General features: G+C 70.3%; 17 protein-coding genes. 8 read left to right on the top strand and 9 right to left on the bottom strand.

Translation table 11 applies throughout. The annotated features are described in order from the left end of the window. Positions 1-30: 30 nt before the first annotated feature. From BLQ34_RS00445 to BLQ34_RS00415, 7 genes are all read right to left on the bottom strand, one after another. Positions 31-1,215, bottom strand: a complete 1,185-nt coding sequence (locus BLQ34_RS00445; protein ID WP_091780044.1) for a hypothetical protein — start codon at positions 1,213-1,215, stop codon at positions 31-33. A 476-nt stretch (positions 1,216-1,691) separates the two neighbouring features. Beyond that, complete coding sequence (locus BLQ34_RS00440) at positions 1,692-3,371, bottom strand: VanW family protein (protein ID WP_091780041.1); 1,680 nt, start codon at positions 3,369-3,371, stop codon at positions 1,692-1,694. A 13-nt stretch (positions 3,372-3,384) separates the two neighbouring features. After that, positions 3,385-3,936 (bottom strand): flavin reductase family protein, encoded by a 552-nt coding sequence (locus BLQ34_RS00435; protein WP_231961366.1) that lies wholly within the window; start codon positions 3,934-3,936, stop codon positions 3,385-3,387. Next, a complete protein-coding gene (gene mshB, locus BLQ34_RS00430; protein ID WP_231961365.1) occupies positions 3,933-4,835 on the bottom strand; it encodes an N-acetyl-1-D-myo-inositol-2-amino-2-deoxy-alpha-D-glucopyranoside deacetylase in 903 nt (300 codons plus the stop codon). Before mshB ends, BLQ34_RS00435 begins: the two co-directional genes overlap by 4 nt. A gap of 4 nt (positions 4,836-4,839) precedes the next feature. Next, positions 4,840-6,534 (bottom strand): ABC transporter substrate-binding protein, encoded by a 1,695-nt coding sequence (locus BLQ34_RS00425; protein ID WP_157692830.1) that lies wholly within the window; start codon positions 6,532-6,534, stop codon positions 4,840-4,842. A gap of 54 nt (positions 6,535-6,588) precedes the next feature. Beyond that, positions 6,589-8,472, bottom strand: coding sequence for a translational GTPase TypA (gene typA, locus BLQ34_RS00420; RefSeq protein ID WP_091788959.1), 1,884 nt, complete (start codon positions 8,470-8,472; stop codon positions 6,589-6,591). A 118-nt stretch (positions 8,473-8,590) separates the two neighbouring features. After that, positions 8,591-9,037 (bottom strand): (deoxy)nucleoside triphosphate pyrophosphohydrolase, encoded by a 447-nt coding sequence (locus BLQ34_RS00415; protein WP_091780032.1) that lies wholly within the window; start codon positions 9,035-9,037, stop codon positions 8,591-8,593. Positions 9,038-9,214: 177 nt separating this feature from the next. Here BLQ34_RS00415 and BLQ34_RS00410 point away from each other — a divergent pair, with 177 nt between their 5' ends. The 8 genes from BLQ34_RS00410 (at position 9,215) to BLQ34_RS00375 (ending at position 17,918) form a co-directional block, all read left to right on the top strand. After that, complete coding sequence (locus tag BLQ34_RS00410; RefSeq protein WP_091780028.1) at positions 9,215-10,891, top strand: ABC transporter substrate-binding protein; 1,677 nt, start codon at positions 9,215-9,217, stop codon at positions 10,889-10,891. Between the two features lie 200 nt (positions 10,892-11,091). After that, a complete protein-coding gene (locus tag BLQ34_RS00405) occupies positions 11,092-12,102 on the top strand; it encodes an ABC transporter permease (RefSeq protein ID WP_091780025.1) in 1,011 nt (336 codons plus the stop codon). 4 nt (positions 12,103-12,106) lie between these two features. Beyond that, the gene (locus tag BLQ34_RS00400) at positions 12,107-13,156 is read left to right on the top strand and encodes an ABC transporter permease (protein WP_231961363.1); all 1,050 of its coding nucleotides are present in this window, start codon (positions 12,107-12,109) and stop codon (positions 13,154-13,156) included. A 7-nt stretch (positions 13,157-13,163) separates the two neighbouring features. Further along, positions 13,164-14,183, top strand: a complete 1,020-nt coding sequence (locus tag BLQ34_RS00395; RefSeq protein WP_091780022.1) for an ABC transporter ATP-binding protein — start codon at positions 13,164-13,166, stop codon at positions 14,181-14,183. Next, on the top strand, positions 14,180-15,301 hold the full coding sequence (locus tag BLQ34_RS00390; RefSeq protein WP_091780019.1) for an ABC transporter ATP-binding protein: 1,122 nt from the start codon (positions 14,180-14,182) through the stop codon (positions 15,299-15,301). The genes BLQ34_RS00395 and BLQ34_RS00390 overlap by 4 nt, the downstream gene beginning before the upstream one ends. A 147-nt stretch (positions 15,302-15,448) precedes the next feature. Further along, positions 15,449-15,757: a 4a-hydroxytetrahydrobiopterin dehydratase gene (locus BLQ34_RS00385; RefSeq protein WP_091780016.1), complete on the top strand. Its 309-nt coding sequence runs from the start codon at positions 15,449-15,451 to the stop codon at positions 15,755-15,757. A gap of 4 nt (positions 15,758-15,761) precedes the next feature. Next, entirely contained in the window at positions 15,762-16,475 is a 714-nt protein-coding gene (locus BLQ34_RS00380; protein WP_091780014.1) for a VIT1/CCC1 transporter family protein, read from the top strand. 123 nt (positions 16,476-16,598) lie between these two features. After that, positions 16,599-17,918 (top strand): hemolysin family protein, encoded by a 1,320-nt coding sequence (locus BLQ34_RS00375; protein WP_091780011.1) that lies wholly within the window; start codon positions 16,599-16,601, stop codon positions 17,916-17,918. Here BLQ34_RS00375 and BLQ34_RS00370 read toward each other — a convergent pair. Together BLQ34_RS00370 and BLQ34_RS00365 are read right to left on the bottom strand one after the other, a co-directional pair. Continuing rightward, the gene (locus BLQ34_RS00370; RefSeq protein ID WP_091780008.1) at positions 17,915-18,511 is read right to left on the bottom strand and encodes a TOPRIM nucleotidyl transferase/hydrolase domain-containing protein; all 597 of its coding nucleotides are present in this window, start codon (positions 18,509-18,511) and stop codon (positions 17,915-17,917) included. The two genes, BLQ34_RS00375 and BLQ34_RS00370, sit on opposite strands and share 4 nt — an antisense overlap. Before the next feature lie 49 nt (positions 18,512-18,560). Beyond that, a complete protein-coding gene (locus BLQ34_RS00365) occupies positions 18,561-19,436 on the bottom strand; it encodes an HNH endonuclease family protein (protein ID WP_091780005.1) in 876 nt (291 codons plus the stop codon). Between the last annotated feature and the right edge of the window lie 101 nt (positions 19,437-19,537).

Genomic DNA, 19,537 nt, shown 5'->3' with positions numbered 1-19,537 from the left:
CCGGTCGCGGTGGCACCAGCCCTGCGCGGGTCAGGCGACTGTGACGGACGCGTCCGGCACCAGGGTGCCACCGGTGCGCGTCACCCGCGGCTTGCCGTTCCAGTTGCCGCCCATGCCCATGACGAGGTTCACGTATGCCGTGCCGCCCGACACGGCGACCACGGGCACCGACTCCGACGTGGCAGCGGCGCGGTTGGTCCAGGTGTTCGTCAGCAGGGCGGTCCCGCCCTGCACCATGATCAGCCCGGTGTCCTTCTGGTCGGTGAAGTCGGTCGGGCGCGCCATGCCGAAGTTCAGCTTGGTGTTCGTGAACGACACCCCGCCGCCGTTGACGACGATGAGGGCGCCCATGGCCGGGTCGTTGAGGTTCTGACCCTCGACCACGCAGTCCGAGAAGTCGAGCCCACCCTGCTGGGACTCCGGGCCCTCGACCAGGATCGCCCGTGAGCCGCCGCGAGCCGTCAGGTAGAGGTGCCGGACCGCGGTCTTCGACAGGTTCGAGAAACGCATCAGGTAGCGGCCGCCGTTGGCGCCCTGCCACCCGTAGTTCATGTCGCCGGCGACCCAGAGGAAGTTGTCCGAGCCACGCAGCGAGAACTGGGTGTCCTGCACGGCGACACAGGTCCAGGAGCCCTTGGTGGTGACCAGCGTCATCGAGAACGGGTCGGCCGGGGTGCCCAGGACGTGCTTGAAGCCGTAGAAGCTGAGGGTGTCCAGGGTCGTGGCGTAGGACGTCCCGGCGCTGAACGGGTGGTGGTAGAACTGCGTCACCGCGTTCGAGGACTTGAACGTGATGCCGGCGACCATGACGTTGTAGGTCGTCTCGGTGCCGACCAGCCACGACTTGGGGCCGCTGCCGCAGTTCAGCGTCACGTTGCACTGCGGGAGGGCACCGGAGGTGTTGGCGATCTCCGGGTTCTGCCAGCCGACGTTGGGGCCGAGGATGCGCAGGCCGGAGAACGTCGTCCGGGTCTGGCTGAAGCTGTGGCTGCGGGGAGAGAGCCGGATCGGGCGGCGCGGGCTCGAGTTCCGGGCCACGTCGAGGGCAGCGGTGAGCTTCTGGTCGTCGGTGCCGCTGAAGGAGTCGAGGAGGATGTCGTCCTCGGCGGAGGCGGTCGCAGCCGACGCGTGCGGTGCGCCGATGACGGCGACGCCGGTCGTGGCGACGGCGGCGGCACCGAGGCGCTTGAGGACGGTTCTGCGGGGGGTGGGCATTGGTCTCCTTGGGCCCTGAGGGGTGAGGGCCGTGGCTCGGGCATGGCTCGCGCGGAACAGCGCTTCGTGCGCACCGACGAGTGCCAGACCTGCACCTGCGGCAGAGCTGGTCACCCAGACGGCGGTGGCGTCCTGCTGGACGCGCTTCCGACGGCCACCTCCCTGCAGGAGGCTCCGGACACCGGCCCGGGATGCGGGGGCACCCTCGGATCGACGTCGCAGGACAGTAGCCAACCGCTCTCGGGGTGTGAAATCGACGCTCGGGCGGTTGCACGGTAAATCAGGTGATATCGGACATCACGGCGAGGTCTCGACTGGCGGATCGCCGACGGTGCTCGCTCGTCCACGACTCCCTGACCAGCGACCTCACGGGCGACGCCGGCCCGAGCGCGCAGACGTCGGAAGCCCGACAGCAGCGCTCCCGCACGCGATCACCCGCCGGTTCCGCGACAACCCGACGACCGGGTCGCAGGGCGTCAGTTCGCGTCGGGGTGCGTGCAGGTGACCTTGTCCTCGGGGATGTAGTGCGTGCTGAACGTGGACGTGCGCACCGTCTTGCCGGCCTTCTTGAAGATCCGCGAGACCGTCACGTCGAAGCCGGTGCTGGGCGTCTGGGTCACGCAGCCGGGCTTGTCGTCGACGATCGTGCGCGGCTGGACGATGTTGCGCCGCGGCCCCTTTACCGCCTCGATGTCCCACACCTTGGTGCCGTGGAAGGTGACCGTCACGGAACCGTTGGAGACGAAGGACTGGATGAGGATCCCGTAGCCGGTGTCGTTGGTCCACTTCTGGTCGACGTCGGGCCAGGAGATGGTTGCCTCACGGCCCTCGGGATAGCGCGAGATGTAGAAGCTGTGCGCGAGGTACTCGTCGATCTTGACGCCGGAGAAGAACGCGGCGTTGAAGGTCGTGGTCGAGAGCTGCGAGATGCCGCCGCCATAGTCGGTCGTCAGTCGGCCGTTGTTGATGACCGGGGCCGGGTTGTAGCCCTTGGCGGCGGTCCGCTGACCCAGGACCTTGTTGAGGCTGAACTGCTCACCCGGTCCCACGTAGGTGCCGTTGAGGGTGCGGGCGGCGATCGTGATGTTCTCGGTGCGCGGCGGGTTGTAGGGGAAGTAGGTCGTGAAGGTCGAGACCACCTCGCGGGGCTTGATCTTCTCGGCGGCAGCCGTCGTGAGCTTGGGTTGCACCACGGCGGTCGTGACGGTCGCGGTGCGGTCCGGCGAGGTGAGGGCCGGGACGAACGTCGCGACCACCGACTTCTCGTCGAGGGTCGCGCCCGCGGCAGAGGGCACCACGACCGGCTTGTTGCCCTTGAAGGTGATCTTGGCATCGCGCGGCTTCTCCTCGAGGCCAGCTGCCGAAGCCGACTTCCGCACTGCCGCAACGAGCTTCGCGTTGTCGACCGACGGTGCCAGCTTGCCGGACCCGTCCGCCTTCATCGAGAGCGCGGGCGCGAACGAGGCCGGCTGGACCGCGAAGGACTTCGCGCCCACCTTGACCGTCACCGGGCTGGAGACGGCCGGCGTCGCGAACTCGGCGACCGCCCGGTCGACCTCCTGGGCCGTCACGGCCGGGGGCACCTTGTCGACGCGCGGGGCGATCGGCGTGGTGCTCGGCCAGCGGGCCGCGACCTCGTCGGCGGTCCCGTCGACCGACATGGTCGAGCCCTCGACGGGCTTGACTGCCTTCACCTTGCCGCCCGGGAAGGTCACGGAGCCCTGGACGACGGCGGTGTCGAGGGTCGCCCCAGCCCCCTTCAGCGCGGACACCAGCTTGTCGCGGTCGACCGTCGTCTCGAGCTCCTCGTCGGAGCCGCCGGACAGGTTGTCCCAGACGTCGCCCGGATTGAGGCTGAAACCCGAGAGGCCGTCGACGGTGCCGGCGTAGTCGATCGACAGCCCGGCCGCCCGGGGATCGAGCTGGAAGGTCTTGTCACCGGCCTGCAGCGTGACCTTGGCGGTCTCGCGCGACGCGAGGGCCCGGCGCAGGGTGTCCTCCGCCCTCTGGGGGGACATGCCACCGACCGGGACACCGGCGACGGTGGAGTTGGACGGGATGTGGCGTCCGAGGAACCACGCCAACCCGAGGTAGCCCGCGAGCAGCACCGCGACGGCGATCCCGAGGCGCAGGGCGGCGGAACCGCTGTCCTTCACGGGCGGGCTCCCATCACTTGAGGGTCTGGTAGCGGCTGCGGTAGTAGACGAGCGCGTCGGCTGGGTGCTCGGTGCTCGCCAGTGAGACTACTTCGCCGACCACGATGCTGTGGTCACCTGCCGGGTGAACGGCCGTGGTGCGCAGCTCGAGGGTCGCGAGCGCGCCGTCGAGCAGAGCCACCCCGGTGGCCGTGCCGCGGTGGTGCGGGATGCGGTCGAGCTGGCCGTGCAGCGGCCGCCCCTGCGTGGACAACCACTGGGCCACGGCGCGCTGCTCGGCGCCGAGGATGCTGATGCCCCACACTCCCGACTCGGTGATCGCGTCGTGGAACCGGGCATCCAGCTCGACGCAGACCAGCACGAGCAGCGGGTCCACCGAGACCGACGTGACGGCGTTGGCGGTCATCGCGTGGTCGTGCCCGTCGCTGAAGGTCGTGAGCACGGTGACGCCCGTGGCGAACCGGCCCAGCGCCAGCCGGAACCGGTCGGCGTCGACGGCCGGGTCGGCCGCGCCCGGCACCGGTGCGGTCGGTCCCAGAGGACGGGCGGCGTCGGCGGCGCTCACCGGTCACGCTCCAGGAGGTCGGTATGGCGCCCGCTCGCCGTCGCGTCGACGGTTGCGAGGCCGCCGGTGGCCGGGTCGAGGAGCGCGAAGCCCTCCCGACCCGGGATGCGCGCGGCGACGTCGTTGGAGAGCGCGTAGGTGTCGCCCGACGGCGCCACGGTCACCTGGGTGGCGTGCTCGCGCAGGGCTGCGGCCTGCACCGGCACGAGCTCTGGGCTGACCACCTCGTGGGTGACGAGGTGGTCGGGCACCACGGACGGCGGGTAGGCGCCGTCCGGGTCGGGCAGCGCCCAGCCGCTCCCCTCCACCGGGTGCTCGGCCAGCCACTCGCGGTCCTCGCGGGCCCAGGACTCCGGCACCAGCACGGCATACAGGCGGGGTCGGTCGGCCGGGGGCAGCGAGGCGACCGCTGCGCAGGTGACGCGGTGGGTCTGCACGTGGTCGGGGTGGAGGTAGCCACCGTGCTCGTCGTAGGTCACCACGACCTCGGGGCGCACCCGGCGGATGACGTCGGCGACGAGCCCGGCTGCCTCGGAGACGTCGGCGTTGACGAAGGCATCGGGGTGGGCTGCGCTGGGGGTGCCCGCCATGCCCGAGTCGCGGTAGCGCGAGAGCGCGCTGCCGTCCGCAGCCGCCCCCAGCACCTCGTGGCTCACGCCGAGCACGGCCATCGCGGCGCTCAGCTCGCCGAGGCGGTAGGGCCCCAGGGTGTCGTCGTGGGCTGCGTCGAGGTGCTGCAGCGCCGGCGGGATGACCTCGCCCTCCTCCCCCAACGTGCAGGTGAGCACGTGCGCCCGGTGGCCGTCACGCACGGCGCGGGCCATGGTGAGCCCGGCGGTGAGCGTCTCGTCGTCCGGGTGGGCATGGACGAAGAGCAGGTTCGCGGGGTCGGCGGTCACGTGGCTATTCCACACCCACGGCGGCGAGGTCGACGAACCCGCCCAGCGCCTCGTTCGCGGACAGTCCGGTCACGGCGCTGCCCGCGACGTAGAGCGCCTTGCGCTGCGCGAGGGCGACGAAGACACCGCGCTCGGCGAGGGACGCGTCCAGGTTGCTCCAGGCCTCGGCGCTCGCCGCAGGATCCGACACCGTGCCGATCCTCGTGATCTCGGCGTTGACCGCCGGATCGGTGAACCCGCCGAAGTCACGGCCGGTGCCGCTCGACGAGAGGTTGAGGCGGCTGTCGAACAGCGGCGGGAGGACGGTGGACGCGGACGGCCATGCCGGCGCCCAGTTGGCCCAGAAGACGTCGGTGCGAGCCGCCTGGGCCGGCTTGGAGATCTCGGCGAAGTAGTCCTTGGTGAGCGGCTGGAGGCTGACCTTGAAACCAGCCGACTCCCAGCCGTTGACCAGCGCCGCCATTGCCTTGTCGGCCGTGGGCGTGGAGCGGTAGGCCACCCGGATCTTCACCGGCAGGGTCAGCCCCGACTCCTGGAGCGCCGCCTTCGCCCGCCCCGCGTCACCCGCCGGTCCCGCGCCGACCGGGTCGTCGTCGCTGTGCCCCGGCAGGGCCGGACCGATGAGGGAGTACGCCTCCGAGGCCGCGCTGGCTCCACCGAGGGCGTTGACGTAGCCCTCGCGGTTGGTCGAGAGGGCGAGGGCGGTGCGCACCGTCGGGTTGCGCATGACGCCCTTGCTCACGTTGGGCGCCAGGTAGTCGACGAACTGGGCGGAGGGGTTCACCGAGCGCGCCTTGAGCGCCGCGTCGGTCAGCACGTGCTGCTGCATGGCGGGCGGAGCGGAGTCGAGGGTGATCGCTCGCCGGTGCACCCCTGCGTCGTTGATCACCTGCTGGACGGCGGTCTGCGACTCGGTGCCCTCGACGTAGTCGACAGTGGTCGGCTTCGCCTCGCGGATCGGGTCGGTTGCATTGTCCCACTGCGGGTTTCGCTCGAAGGTGCCCCCAGCGCTCGGGCTCCACACACCCTTCAGCTGGTAGGGGCCGTTGGAGAACACGGCATACGTGCCGTCGGCGGCCCGGTCCTGGGCCTGCTTGACGGGCGCGAAGACCGGCAGCGCCACGACCTGGTTGAAGTCGGCCATCGGCGTGCTGAGCAGGAAGGTGACCGTGGTGCCGTCGCACCGGACCGCCTTGTCGAAGGCCGCCTGCCCGTCGGTGTCCTTGGCGAAGGGACCGACGTAGACCGAGGAGCCGTCGGGCTTGCGCGGGATGTCGAGGTAGGCCAGCGGGAAGTTGAGCCCCTCCGCGGCGAACGGCTCGGCGAACGACCTGGAGACGCCGTAGCGGACATCCGCACAGGTGACCGGAGACCCGTCCTGCCACTTCACGCCGTCGCGCAGCTGGAAGGTCCAGCGCTTCAGGCTCGGGTCGACGCTTCCCGCGTTGGTCGCGAGGTCGCCCTCGACCGCCCGCTGCCGGGCGGCGTCGGCACCGGACGGGAAGGCGGTCAGGGTGCGGGTGAAGACCCGGCCGGCGAACGCGATGTCCTGCGGGCTGGAGATCCGCTGCGGGTCCCACGTCGCCACCGGCCCCAGGGACAGCACGGTCAGCTGGCCGGCCGGCCCGGTGTCGCTCGGGTCGTCGGTGGCGTTGCCCGTGCAGGCCGACGCCGTGAGCGCAGCGAGTGCTGCGCCCACGGCGAGGACCGTGGTCCTGCGTGGTCGGCGGGCCTGCATCGAGGACCGCACTGCTCAGGCGTTGCGCGCCCGGGCGGCGGTGCGGGCGCGGACGGTCTGGTCGAGCTCGACCTTGCGGATGCGAACGGCCTCGGGCGTGACCTCGACGCACTCGTCCTCGCGGCAGAACTCCAGCGACTGCTCGAGGCTCAGCTTGCGCGGCGGCACGATCTTCTCGAAGTTGTCCGAGGAGGAGGCGCGCACGTTGGTGAGCTTCTTCTCCTTGGTGATGTTGACGTCCATGTCGTCGGCGCGGGAGTTCTCACCGATGATCATGCCCTCGTAGACCTCGGTCGTCGGGTCGACGAAGAGGGTGCCGCGCTCCTGGAGGTTGACCATCGCGTAGGAGGTCACGACCCCGGTGCGGTCGGACACGAGGGAGCCGCTGGTGCGGGTCGTGATGGTGCCGAACCACGGCTCGTAGTCCTCGAAGACGTGGTGGGCGATACCGGTGCCGCGCGTCTCGGTGAGGAACATCGTGCGGAAGCCGATGAGCCCGCGGGACGGCACGAGGAACTCCATCCGGATCCAGCCGGTGCCGTGGTTGGTCATCTGCTCCATGCGGCCCTTGCGGGCGGCGAGGATCTGGGTGATCGCGCCGAGGAACTCCTCGGGAGTGTCGATGGTGAGGCGCTCGACGGGCTCGTGGGTCTTGCCGTCGATCTCGCGGGTGACGACCTGCGGCTTGCCGACGGTCAGCTCGTAACCCTCACGCCGCATCTGCTCGACCAGGATCGCCAGGGCCAGCTCACCGCGACCCTGCACCTCCCACGCGTCAGGGCGCTCGGTGGCCAGGACGCGCAGCGAGACGTTGCCGACCAGCTCCTTGTCGAGGCGGTCCTTGACCATCCGCGCGGTGACCTTCGAGCCGCGCACCCGGCCCACCATGGGGCTGGTGTTGGTGCCGATGGTCATCGAGATGGCCGGCTCGTCGACGGTGATGACGGGCAGCGGGATCGGGTTCTCCGCATCGGCCAGGGTCTCGCCGATCATGATCTCGGGGATGCCCGCGATCGCGATGATGTCACCGGGCCCGGCGGACTCGGCCGGCTTGCGCTCCAGCGCCTCGGTCATCAGCAGCTCGGTGATCTTGACCCGCTCGACGCTGCCGTCGACCTTGCACCACGCGACCTGCTGGCCCTTCTTGATCGTGCCGTTGTGCACGCGCAGCAGGGCGAGGCGGCCGAGGAAGTTGGACGCGTCGAGGTTCGTGACGTGCGCCTGCAGCGGGGCCTCGTCGTCGTAGACCGGCGCCGGGATGGTGTCGAGGATCGTGGCGAACAGCGCCTCGAGGTTGTCGGTGTCGGGCAGGCCGCCGTTCTCGGGTCGGTTCATCGACGCGCAGCCGTTCTTGGCCGAGGCGTAGACGATCGGGAACTCGATCTGGTGCTCGTCGGCATCGAGGTCCATGAACAGCTCGTAGACCTCGTCGACGACCTCGGCGATGCGCGAGTCGGGACGGTCGACCTTGTTGATGCAGAGGACGACGGGCATCTTGGCCGCGAGCGCCTTGCGCAGCACGAAGCGGGTCTGCGGGAGCGGGCCCTCGCTGGCGTCCACGAGAAGGACGACACCGTCGACCATCGACAGGCCGCGCTCGACCTCGCCACCGAAGTCGGCGTGGCCAGGGGTGTCGATGATGTTGATCGTCGCGCCGTCGGCCAGGCCCGCGTCGGCGGCCGCCTTGCCGGCGTAGTGGATGGCGGTGTTCTTCGCGAGGATGGTGATCCCCTTCTCGCGCTCGAGGTCACCGGAGTCCATCGCCCGCTCGTCGACGTGCTGGTGCTCGCCGAACGCGCCGGCCTCCCAGAGCATCTTGTCGACCAGCGTGGTCTTTCCGTGGTCGACGTGGGCAACGATGGCGACATTGCGGATGTCACCGCGGGTCTTCATGGGCATGAGCACCATTGTCTCAGGCTTTTGAGCACGCGCTGACCACGCGCACCTGCGCGCGTGAGCACGACCACACCACCCACCACACGCCAGGTATGCCGCTGCGGCGCCCCCGCGGCACACCTCACCTCAGGGGCGCGCGGAGGTGGGGCGCGATGGCGTGGACGATCGGGAGGTCGGCGGGCAGCCAGGGCACCGCGTCGAGCTCGTCCGGAGCGAGCCAGCGCAGCTCGTCGTGGTCCTCGATCGGGGCCGGCTCGCCCCGGGACACGACCGCGAACCAGACGGTCATCGCCCAGGACTCCCCCAACGGCCACCGACCCCGCGCGAGTGGACCCGGCACGCGCTCACCGAGGACGACCTCGACGCCGAGCTCCTCGAGCAGCTCCCGGTGCAGCGCCGCCTCGGGCGTCTCGCCCGGGTCGATCTTGCCCCCGGGGAACTCCCAGCCGCCCGCGAGCGCCGGCGGCTCCGTGCGGCGGGCAGCCAGCAACCGGGTCGGGCGGGCGAGGTCGTCGACGACCGCGGCGCCCACGACCTCACGGGTCGTAGCACGGGCTCTTTCGGACATGGGTCTCACTTTTGTTAATTTCCGCGGCGCACGGGTGCAGCGACCGGAGTTCTCGCTAGGGTCACCCGACAACCGCCGAAGGTTTGCGCACGCACGCCTCCTGCGGACGGCAGCACCCAGCACCACCCTTGGCGCCCGACCGGGTCGACCAAAGATCGCACATCAAGCGAGGTATACATGAAGCTCACGCGGAAGGCGGCCCCGGTCGCCTTGGCGACGACGCTGGCCCTCACGCTGGCAGCCTGTGCCCAGTCCGACCGAAACTCGAACGACAACCCGTCGAGTGGCGGTGGGGACGTCAAGGACACGATCACCTTCGGCGCCGCCGGCGCCCCCGAGCTGTTCGACCCGTTCTACGCCACTGACGGTGAGACCTTCCGGGTCACCCGCCAGATGATGGAGGGACTGGTCGGCATCAAGCCCGGCACCGCCGACATCGAGCCCGAGCTGGCCACCAAGTGGGAAGCCAGCGCCGACGGCAAGGAGTGGACCTTCACCCTGCGCGAGGGCGTCAAGTTCTGGGACGGCGAGGCGTTCAACGCTGAGGCCGTCTGCTACAACTTCGAGCGCATGTTCGACCAGAACGAGACCGCGGCCGGCGGCCCGGCCGCGTACTGGTCCGACGTGATGGGCGCGTTCAAGTCCGACGCGGCCAATGCCCTCTACCAGGGTTGCACGGCCAAGGACGACATGACGGCGGTAGTCAAGATCAGCCGCGCGACGTCGAAGTTCCCGACGGCCCTGTCGCTCGACTCGTTCTCGATGCAGTCGCCCAAGGCCCTCAAGGCCGGTGACGCCAACAACGTCACCAAGCAGGGCGAGGGCTTCGGCTACCCGGCCTACTCGAAGAACCCGGTCGGCACCGGCCCCTACAAGCTGGACAAGTACGACGAGGCCAACAAGACGGTCACGCTCGTGCGCAACGACAGCTACTGGGGCGAGAAGGCGAAGACGGCCAAGCTGGTCTTCAAGATCATCCCCGACGAGAGCACCCGTCGCCAGGAGCTCGAGGCCGGCAGCATCGACGGCTACGACCTCCCGAACCCGGCCGACTGGAAGGGCCTCAAGGACTCGGGCAACAACGTCCTCGTCCGCCCGGCCTTCAACGTCCTCTACATGGGGCTCAACCCGGCCAAGAACCCGAAGCTGAAGGACCTCAAGGTCCGTCAGGCCCTCTACTACGCGCTGAACCGTGACCAGCTGGTCAAGACCCAGCTGCCCGAGGGCGCCCAGGTGGCGACGCAGTTCATGCCCGACACCGTGGCCGGCTACAACAAGGACCTCCAGCCCTACGCCTACGACAAGGCCAAGGCCCAGTCGCTCCTCAAGGAGGCCGGCGCCGACGGCATGACCCTGACGTTCGCCTACCCGTCCGAGGTGTCGCGTCCCTACATGCCGGACCCGCAGAAGATCTACGAGGCGCTGCGCGGCGACCTCGAGGCGGTCGGCATCAAGGTCAACGTGGTCACCAAGCCGTGGAACGGCGGCTACCTCGACACCGTGGACAACGGTGGGTACGACGCGTGGTTGCTCGGCTGGACCGGTGACTACAACTCGGCCGACAACTTCATCGGCACCTTCTTCGGCAACCTCAAGTCGAACGACTTCCACACCAGTGCGACCTCGTACGGTGCGAAGCTCTCGGCCGACCTCGAGGCTGCTGACTCGATCGTGGACGAGGGCCAGCGGGCCACCGCCTACGAGAAGCTCAACCAGGAGATCATGGAGAACGACCTCCCGGGTCTGGCGATCAGCCACTCCCCGCCGGCGCTCGTCGTCAGCAAGAAGGTCCAGGGCCTCGTGGCCAGCCCGCTGACCGCCGAGACGTTCTCGTCGGTGACGGTGAGCAAGTGACCTGAGGCTCGCCTCGGTGAGCACCAGCTAGGACTGTGGCCGCCCCAGCACAACCGCTGGGGCGGCCACAGTCATGTAGTCGCAGTCATGAAAGCGTGTCGCCTGCTTGTGCCGGCCCGTCGGGCCATGATCGACTCCGGTCGTCCGAGACTCTGCGAGACCCGTCCCGCGGCGTCGTCAGTGAAGGAGATTGAGCCACCGTGCTGAGATTCATCCTGCGAAGGCTGTTGCAGATGGTGGGGGTGGTCTTCGTCCTGTCCCTGCTGGTCTTCCTCTGGCTGCGCGCCCTCCCCGGCGGCACGGTGTCCGCCATCCTGGGTGAGAAGGCCACCCCCGAGCGCCGCGCCGCCCTCGAGAAGGCGCTGGGGCTCGACCAGCCGATCTACGTGCAGTACTGGGAGTTCATGAAGCGGGCCGCCAGGGGCCAGTTCGGCGCGAGCACCGGCGTCCAGCCAGGGGTCGACGCGATGCAGGTCTTCATCCAGCGCTTCCCCGCGACCCTGGAGCTGAGCTTCTTCGCCCTCCTCTTCGCGATCGCCCTCGGCATCCCGCTGGGCTACATGGCCGCCCGCCGCAAGGCCTCCTGGTTCGACAACCTGTCGGTCGTCGGCTCGCTGATCGGCGTGGCCGTGCCGGTCTTCTTCCTCGGCTTCATGCTCAAGTACTTCTTCGCCATCCAGCTGCACTGGCTGCCGGTCTCGGGTCGTCAGGACCCGGGGATCGACGCCACCCGCATCACCGACTTCTTCGTCCTCGACGGCATCCTGACCCGCGAGTGGGACGCGGTGTGGGACGCCCTGAAGCACCTCCTGCTCCCCAGCCTGGCGCTCGCGACGATCCCGTTCGCGGTCATCTTCCGCATCACCCGGGCCTCGGTGCTCGACGTCATGGACGAGGACTACGTGCGGACCGCCGAGTCCAAGGGCCTGACCAACAAGGTGATCCGCGGGCGGCACGTCCTGCGCAACGCCCTGCTCCCCGTCGTGACGACGATCGGCCTGCAGACCGGCGGCCTCCTGGTCGGTGCGGTGCTGACCGAGCGCGTCTTCTCGTGGGGCGGCATCGGTGAGGCCGTCCAGGTGGCGTTCACCCGTCGCGACTACGCAGTGCTCCAGGTGTGCATCCTCATGGCTGCCGTCACCTTCGTCATCATCAACCTTCTGGTCGACATCGCGTATGCCGTGATCGACCCCCGAGTGCGGACGAGGTGACCCGGTGAGCAATCCCGACAACCCCAACACCCCGCTGGACCCCAAGAACCTGACCCCCTCCGGCAAGAAGCAGCGGATCGACGACCTGGCCGCGACAGCCGGTGCGCGCAGGGTCGGTGGCGGTTCGGCCGCCGGCACCGCGCTGCTCACCGTCGACGATGCCGGTCGCATCGAGGAGAGCTCTGGCGTCTCCCTCATCGCCAGTGCGTGGCGCCGGCTGCGCCGCAACCCGGTCTTCCTGCTCGGCGCGGGCATCACCGTGCTGTTCATCCTGATCGCGATCTTCGCCCCCCTCATCGCCCCGCACGACCCCGCGGCCGGCCTCCTGCTCAACAAGGTGCGACCGCAGTCCAACCCGGTGCCGGGTCCGGAGCCGGGCTTCCCGCTCGGGGCCGACACCTCTGGACGCGACTACCTGTCCCGGCTCATCGTGGGCAGCCGGCAGACCCTCATCGTCGGCGTGTTCGCCACCCTGTTCGGGCTGACGGGTGGACTCGCCCTCGGAGTCCTCGCGGGGGCCTTCGGCGGCTGGGTCGACTCGCTCGTGATGCGCTTCGTCGACGTCATGCTGTCGATCCCGTCGCTGCTGCTGGCCGTGTCCATCGCCGCCCTGGCGACGCGGCCGAGCCAGTGGACCGTGATCATCGCCATCGCGACGGTGCAGGTGCCGATCTTCGCGCGGCTGCTGCGGGGGTCGATGCTGGCCCAGCGCGCCAGCGACCACGTCCTCGCGGCGCGGGCACTGGGCGTCAAACGGTCGGCGATCGTCTTCCGGCACATGCTGCCCAACTCGCTCGGGCCGGTCATCGTGCAGGCCACCCTCGTCATCGCCGGGGCCATCATCGACGCCGCCGCCCTGTCGTTCCTCGGGCTCGGGAACCCCGACGACCGCAAGCCCGAGTGGGGACAGATGCTCGGCAAGGCGCAGAACAACATCTTCGACAACCCGGCCCTGGCCGTGTGGCCGGCGCTGTGCATCATCATCGTCGCGCTGGGCTTCACCCTGATGGGTGAGTCGCTGCGCGAGGCCCTCGACCCCAAGAGCAGGAGGTAGGGCGACCATGACCGAGACCCTCCAGAACGTCCAGACCCGCGGCAACCGCGAGGAACCGCTGCTGTCGGTGCGCGACCTCAAGGTCACCTTCACCCGACAGGGCGAGAAGCCCTTCGTGGCCGTCGACGGCGTCAGCTTCGACGTCCGCCCCGGCCAGACGGTCGGGCTGGTCGGCGAGTCCGGGTGTGGCAAGTCGGTGACCTCCCTCGCGATCATGGGGCTGCTCCCCCAGCGGGGCGTCAAGGTCGAGGGCGAGGTCCTCTACGGCGGCACCAACCTGCTCGCCCAGAGCCGCGAGCAGATGCGCGACCGCCGTGGTCGCGACCTGGGGATGATCTTCCAGGACCCGCTGTCGTCGCTGAACCCCGTGGTGCCGATCGGCCTGCAGGTCACCGAGGTGCTCGAACGCCACAAGGGACTGTCCCGCAAGGCGGCCATGCCCAAGGCGCGCGAGATGCTCGAGAAGGTCGGGATCCCCGACCCGACCCGACGCCTGAAGGACTACCCGCACCAGCTGTCCGGTGGCATGCGCCAGCGCGCCCTGATCGCGATGGCACTGGCCTGCGAGCCGCGCCTGCTGATCGCCGACGAGCCGACGACCGCCCTGGACGTGACGATCCAGGCGCAGATCCTGGCCCTGCTCAAGGACCTCGTCGAGGACACCGGCACCGCACTGGTGATGATCACCCACGACCTCGGCGTCGTGGCTGGCCTCGTCGACCGGGTGAACGTCCTCTACGCCGGCCGGATCGTCGAGCGCGGCGACCGCCACCCGTTGTTCGCGACGCCGCGGCACCCCTACACCCACGGGCTGCTCGCCTCGATCCCGCGGCTCGACGGCTCGCGCGGCGAGAGGTTGACGCCGATCCCGGGGTCGGTGTCCGACAACCTGCCGTGGGCCGACGCGTGCGCCTTCGCGCCGCGCTGCTCGCAGCCGATCGACAGGTGCGTCACGGTGTCGCCGCGGCTCGAGGAAGAGGGCAGCCGCGCCCTGCGGTGCCACAACCCGGTGGAGGTGTCCCGATGACCGTGAGCGACGAGGTGCTCGTCGACGTCAAGGGAGTGAAGGTCCACTTCCCGATCCGCAAGGGCGTCATCTTCGACAAGACCGTCGGCCACGTCTACGCGGTCGACGGGGTGGACCTCCAGATCCACAAGGGCGAGACCTACGGCCTCGTCGGCGAGTCCGGCTGCGGCAAGTCGACGCTCGGGCGGGCGATCCTCAACCTCGAGCCGCCGACCGCCGGGTCGGTCGACTTCGACGGGGTCGACATCGCCTCCCTGAAGGGCGAGGAGCTGCGCCACAAGCGCCAGGACATCCAGATGGTCTTCCAGGACCCGATGGGCAGTCTCGACCCGCGCCAGACGGTCGAGTCGCTCCTCCTCGAGGGCATGAAGGCGCACGGCCTGGCCAAGGACTCCAAGGCGGCCGGCACGAGGCTGCGCGAGCTGCTCAAGGCGGTCGGCCTCCCGGTGGCGGCGCTGAAGAAGTACCCGCACGAGTTCTCCGGCGGCCAGCGCCAGCGCATCGGCATCGCCCGGGCCCTGTCGGTCAACCCCAAGCTGATCGTCGCGGACGAGCCGGTCTCGGCCCTCGACGTGTCGGTGCAGGCGCAGGTGATCAACCTGCTCGAGGAGCTCCAGGACGAGTTCGGGCTCACCTACCTCGTGGTGGCGCACGACCTGGCCGTGGTGCGCCACATCAGCGACCGGATCGGCGTGATGTACCTCGGCGCCCTGGCCGAGGAGTCCGACGCCGAGGAGCTCTACACCCGACCGCTGCACCCCTACACGCGGGCGCTGATGTCGGCCGTGCCGGTGCCAGACCCGCTCATCGAGGACCGGCGCGAGCGGATCCTGCTCACCGGCGACCTCCCCTCGCCGGCCAACCCGCCCAAGGGCTGCCGCTTCCACACTCGCTGCCCCTGGCGGCAGGAGACGAAGTGCGACACCGAGCGGCCTGAGCTGCGCGTGGTCGAGATCGACGGCGTGCCGGCCAACCACCGGGTGGCGTGCCACTTCGCCGAGCAGATCGAGGCGGGCGAGCTGAAGGCCCACGAGGTCAAGGCCCAGCTCACCTCGCAGAGCGACCACGGGTCCGAGACCGACTTCATGGGGCCCGCCTCCGTGACCGAGGCCCTCTGACCCCTCGCCACACCGCGACAGGTATGCCGCGTGCGCACGGTGCGCACGCGGCATACCTGCGTCTGGCGGGCGAGCCTGCCTCGCGGCTCGGTGAGGTGAGGCTGGGCTTCGGTGACACGGGCGGCTTTCCTTGCCAGAGTTGGGCCCATGAGCCGACTGCTGACCGACGAGGAGATCACTCGTCAGCTGGGCGACCTGACCGGGTGGACGCGTGAGGGCGACGAGATCAGGGCGACCTACGAGGCCCCTGACTTTTCTGCGGCGATCCGCCTGGTCGATGAGGTCGCCGTCGAGGCCGAGGACATGGACCACCACCCCGACATCGACATCCGTTGGCGGACAGTTACTTTCGCGCTGTCGACCCACTCCGAGGGCGGTCTGACCCAGCTCGACGTCGAGCTCGCCCACCGCATCGCCCAGGCGGCGAGCCAGCTGGGGGCGACTGCGGGTGGGTGAAGCTGTGACGGAGGTCCAGCCGCACGAGGGCGAGCAGCACGAGCAGGGCATCGGCGCACGTCTCAACTGGCTGCGTGCCGGGGTCCTCGGAGCCAACGACGGCATCGTGTCGACCGCGGGCATCGTGATCGGCGTGGCTGCGGCCACGATCGACCGCTCGTCGATCGCCACCGCCGGCATCGCCGGGCTGGCGGCGGGGGCGATGAGCATGGCGGCCGGCGAGTACGTGTCGGTGAGCACCCAGCGCGACACCGAGAAGGCGTTGCTGGCCAAGGAGAAACGTGAGCTGCGCGAGATGCCGCAGGAGGAGCTCGAGGAGCTCGCCCAGATCTACCAGGACAAGGGGCTGACGCCCGAGCTGGCCGCGCAGGTGGCCCAGCAGCTGACCGACCACGACGCGCTCGGCGCCCATGCCGAGGCCGAGCTGGGCATCGACCCCGAGGAGCTGACCAACCCCTGGCACGCGGCCTGGGCATCGATGGGCTCCTTCACGGTCGGCGCGTTGCTGCCGCTCCTGGCGATCCTGCTGCCGCCCGCGAGCGCGCGGATCGCGGTGACCGCCGTGTCCGTCGTGGTGGCGCTCGCGTTCACTGGCTGGGGCAGCGCGCGGTTGGGCCAGGCGCCGGTGCGGCCTGCCGTGCTGCGCAACGTCGCCGGCGGCGTGCTGGCGATGGTCGTGACCTACGGGATCGGCGCGTTGGTCGGCACCCAGGTCTGACCGGGCGTCCGGCCTACGTCACTGCTCGCTCACCGCGAGCAGTGACGTAGGCGCCGGGAACTCGTGCGGGGACCCGGACGTTCACCGGACTCCCCACCCCAAGGACAGGTGATCCACCCAGCCATGTCTGGCTATTGGCTCGACATCGCCCTCGTCGGAGCCCTCGTGCTCCTCAACGCCGTCTTCGCAGGGAGCGAGATGGCCCTGGTGTCGCTGAGGGAGGGGCAGCTGCGCCAGCTCGAGCGCAGCGGTGGCGCGCGGGCCCGGCGGCTGGTTCGCCTCGCCCGCGACCCCAACCGCTTCCTCGCGACGATCCAGATCGGCATCACGCTGGCCGGGTTCCTCGCCTCGGCAACGGCCGCGGTGTCGCTCGCGGAGCCGCTGGTCCCGCACGCGGAGTTCCTGGGCTCGGCCGCCGAGCCGGTCGTGGTGGCGGCGGTGACGCTGGTGCTCGCGTTCGTCACCCTGGTCCTGGGCGAGCTCGCTCCCAAGCGGCTCGCCATGCAGCTCGCCCTACCGTGGGCCCTCGCGGTGGCCCGGCCGCTCGACCTGCTGTCGACGCTCTCGCGCCCGGTCGTGGCCGTTCTGAGCGCGTCCACCGATCTCGTGGTGCGGTTGTTCGGTGGGCGCGCAGAGGCGACGGCCGAGGACATCTCGGCCGAGGAGCTGCGCGACCTCGTCACCAGCAACCCGGCACTCGACGCCGAGCAGCGCGACATCATCAGCGGAGCCCTCGAGCTGCACGAGCGGCTGGTGCGGCACGTGCTCGTCCCGCGTGGCTCGGTGCTGTCGCTGGCCAGTGACCTGACCGTCGCCCAGGCCCGCGAGGCGATGGCCGCCGCCGGGCACTCCCGCGTGCCGGTCACCCAGGGCCACCACCTCGACCGTGTGCTCGGCATCGTGCACTGGGGCTCCGTCGTCGACGGCGACAACGACCTCGTCGGCACACGCGTCCAGCCCGCCCTGATGCTGCCCGACACGGTGCGGCTGTCCGACGCCCTGCGCCGGTTCCGCGAGGAGCGCCAGCAGATGGCGATCGTGGTCGACGAGCACGGCTCGGTCGACGGCATCGTCACCCTCGAGGACCTGCTCGAGGAGGTGGTCGGGGAGATCTGGGACGAGAACGACCCCGATCTGGCCAACGCCCAACGCGGTGACGACGGCGCCCTCATCCTTCCCGGCACGTTCCCGGTCCACGACCTCACCGACCTCGACGTCGAGCTCGGCCTGCCCTCGTCTGCTGACTACTCGACCGTCGCCGGGCTGGTGCTCAAGCTGCTCGGCCGGGTGCCCGACCGGCCAGGGGACGTCGTCGAGGTCGGCGGCTGGAGCATCGAGGTCACCGACGTCGAGCGCCACGCGGTCACCGAGGTGCGCTTGCGGCCCACCCCTCCTGCGGGCGGCGACGAGCCCACCGACGGGCGGGCGTCGCTCCTGCCCTAGGGCAGCTGGACGATCGAGCCGAGCAGGCCCGCCAACGGTGGTGGCAGGTCGGCGGGGTCAAGCGGCTTGACGAGCGCCTCGGCCATCAGCTCCTTGCGCCCGGACGCCGTGCCGGCGAAGCGATGCACCTGTTCGTGGAAGGACCCGCCCGCCCACGCTGGCTGCTGGGCCAGCATCGCGAACCGCTGGGTGAGGCCGAGATCCTCCAGCACCGCACGCGTGCCGTCGTCGCCGAGCCGCCTCACCAGCTCGTCCTCGAGGTCGCGATGGCAGACCTGGAAGCCCCAGCGTGGAAGGTCGCCCGCGTCCTCCACCGGGCAGCCCACTCGGCGCAGGGCGCGGACGAAGAACGGCGCCTCCCCCGCGTCGCACATACCGAGCAGCCGTGGCCGGTCGGTGAGGGCATGCGCCGCCAGCAGGTGCCGGCGGATGTTGGTCGCACCGTGCATGTCGACCAGCGCGACGCCGCGCTCGTCCAGGTCGAGACCGGCGCGGTGGGCGACGGTCCGCACCGCTGCGACGTCGCTGGCTCCTTCGAGCAGCACCCAGGCCGTGGCGTCCTCGGGGACGGGCAGGGGCGCGGACACGGTCATACCGGTCAATCTGTCATGACACCCGACCCCGGCGCCTTCGACTTGTCGGTCAGTGGGGCAGCGGCTGCGTGGGACAGGTGGTCAGGACGCGCAGCATGGCGTCGCGCTCCGCGGCGGTGACGGACACCGTGTAGCGGTGCTTGACGGCGATCTGCCGGGCGACGTAGGCGCATCGGCCGGCCTTGCGGGGCGGCAGCCAGGTCGCGGCGTCTCCGTCGCCCTTGCGCTGGTTGGTGGGGCCGTCCACGGCGAGCAGGTTGAGCGGGTCGTTCGCGAACGCCGTGCGGGTGGTGGTCGACCACCGTTGCGCGCCCTTCTGCCAGGCGTCCGACAGGGCCACGACGTGGTCGACCTGGACGGCGTTCGACGTGCCCCGGCCGCGGACGAAGTCGATGCGCCGCCCCGTGTAGGGATCGGCGAGCGTGCCGGTCAGCACGAGGCATCCGTGCGTGTCCGCCTTGAGGGTGAGGTGGGTGAGGTCCCGACGCAGGACGTCGTTGCGGGTGTCGCAGCCGTTGCGGTCGACGTCGGCCCACGCCTGCCCGAACAGCGCGCGGTCGTAACCCGTCCGCGGCGCCCGGCCCTTGATGGTCAACGTCGCCAGCGTGACGACGGCGCTGCCCGGCCGGACCGTCCGCGTGGCGGCCGGCGTGGGCTTCGCCGCCGTATGCCGCGTGGTCGCGGCGGGCGTGGGGTTCGCCGCCGTGCGCCCCGTGGTCGCGGTGGGTGCAGCAGCGGGAACGACCTGTGCGGTCGCTCGCGTGCTCGGTGCGATCGCTCGCGTGCTCGGTGCGGTCGCTCGCGTGCTCGGTGCCGTCGCGGCCGGCGCTGCTCCGAGCGCGCTGATGCCACAGCCCGAGGCCGCCAGAACCGTCAGCAGCACCCCGGCCAGGGCAGGCCGGTGCGGGACGGGGCGGCGGGACATGAGCAGGCACAAGCACTTTCACTCGGTGGACGCCACGCTAGGTCGACGCCGCGGACCGCGGACGCCGAATCGGGACTACCCCACCCGAACAGCCGACTGCC

The organism is Pedococcus dokdonensis (assembly GCF_900104525.1).
Lineage (GTDB): Bacteria > Actinomycetota > Actinomycetes > Actinomycetales > Dermatophilaceae > Pedococcus > Pedococcus dokdonensis.
Note: the sequence above shows the minus strand (reverse complement) of the source record. Positions and strands in the feature narration are given on the sequence as shown.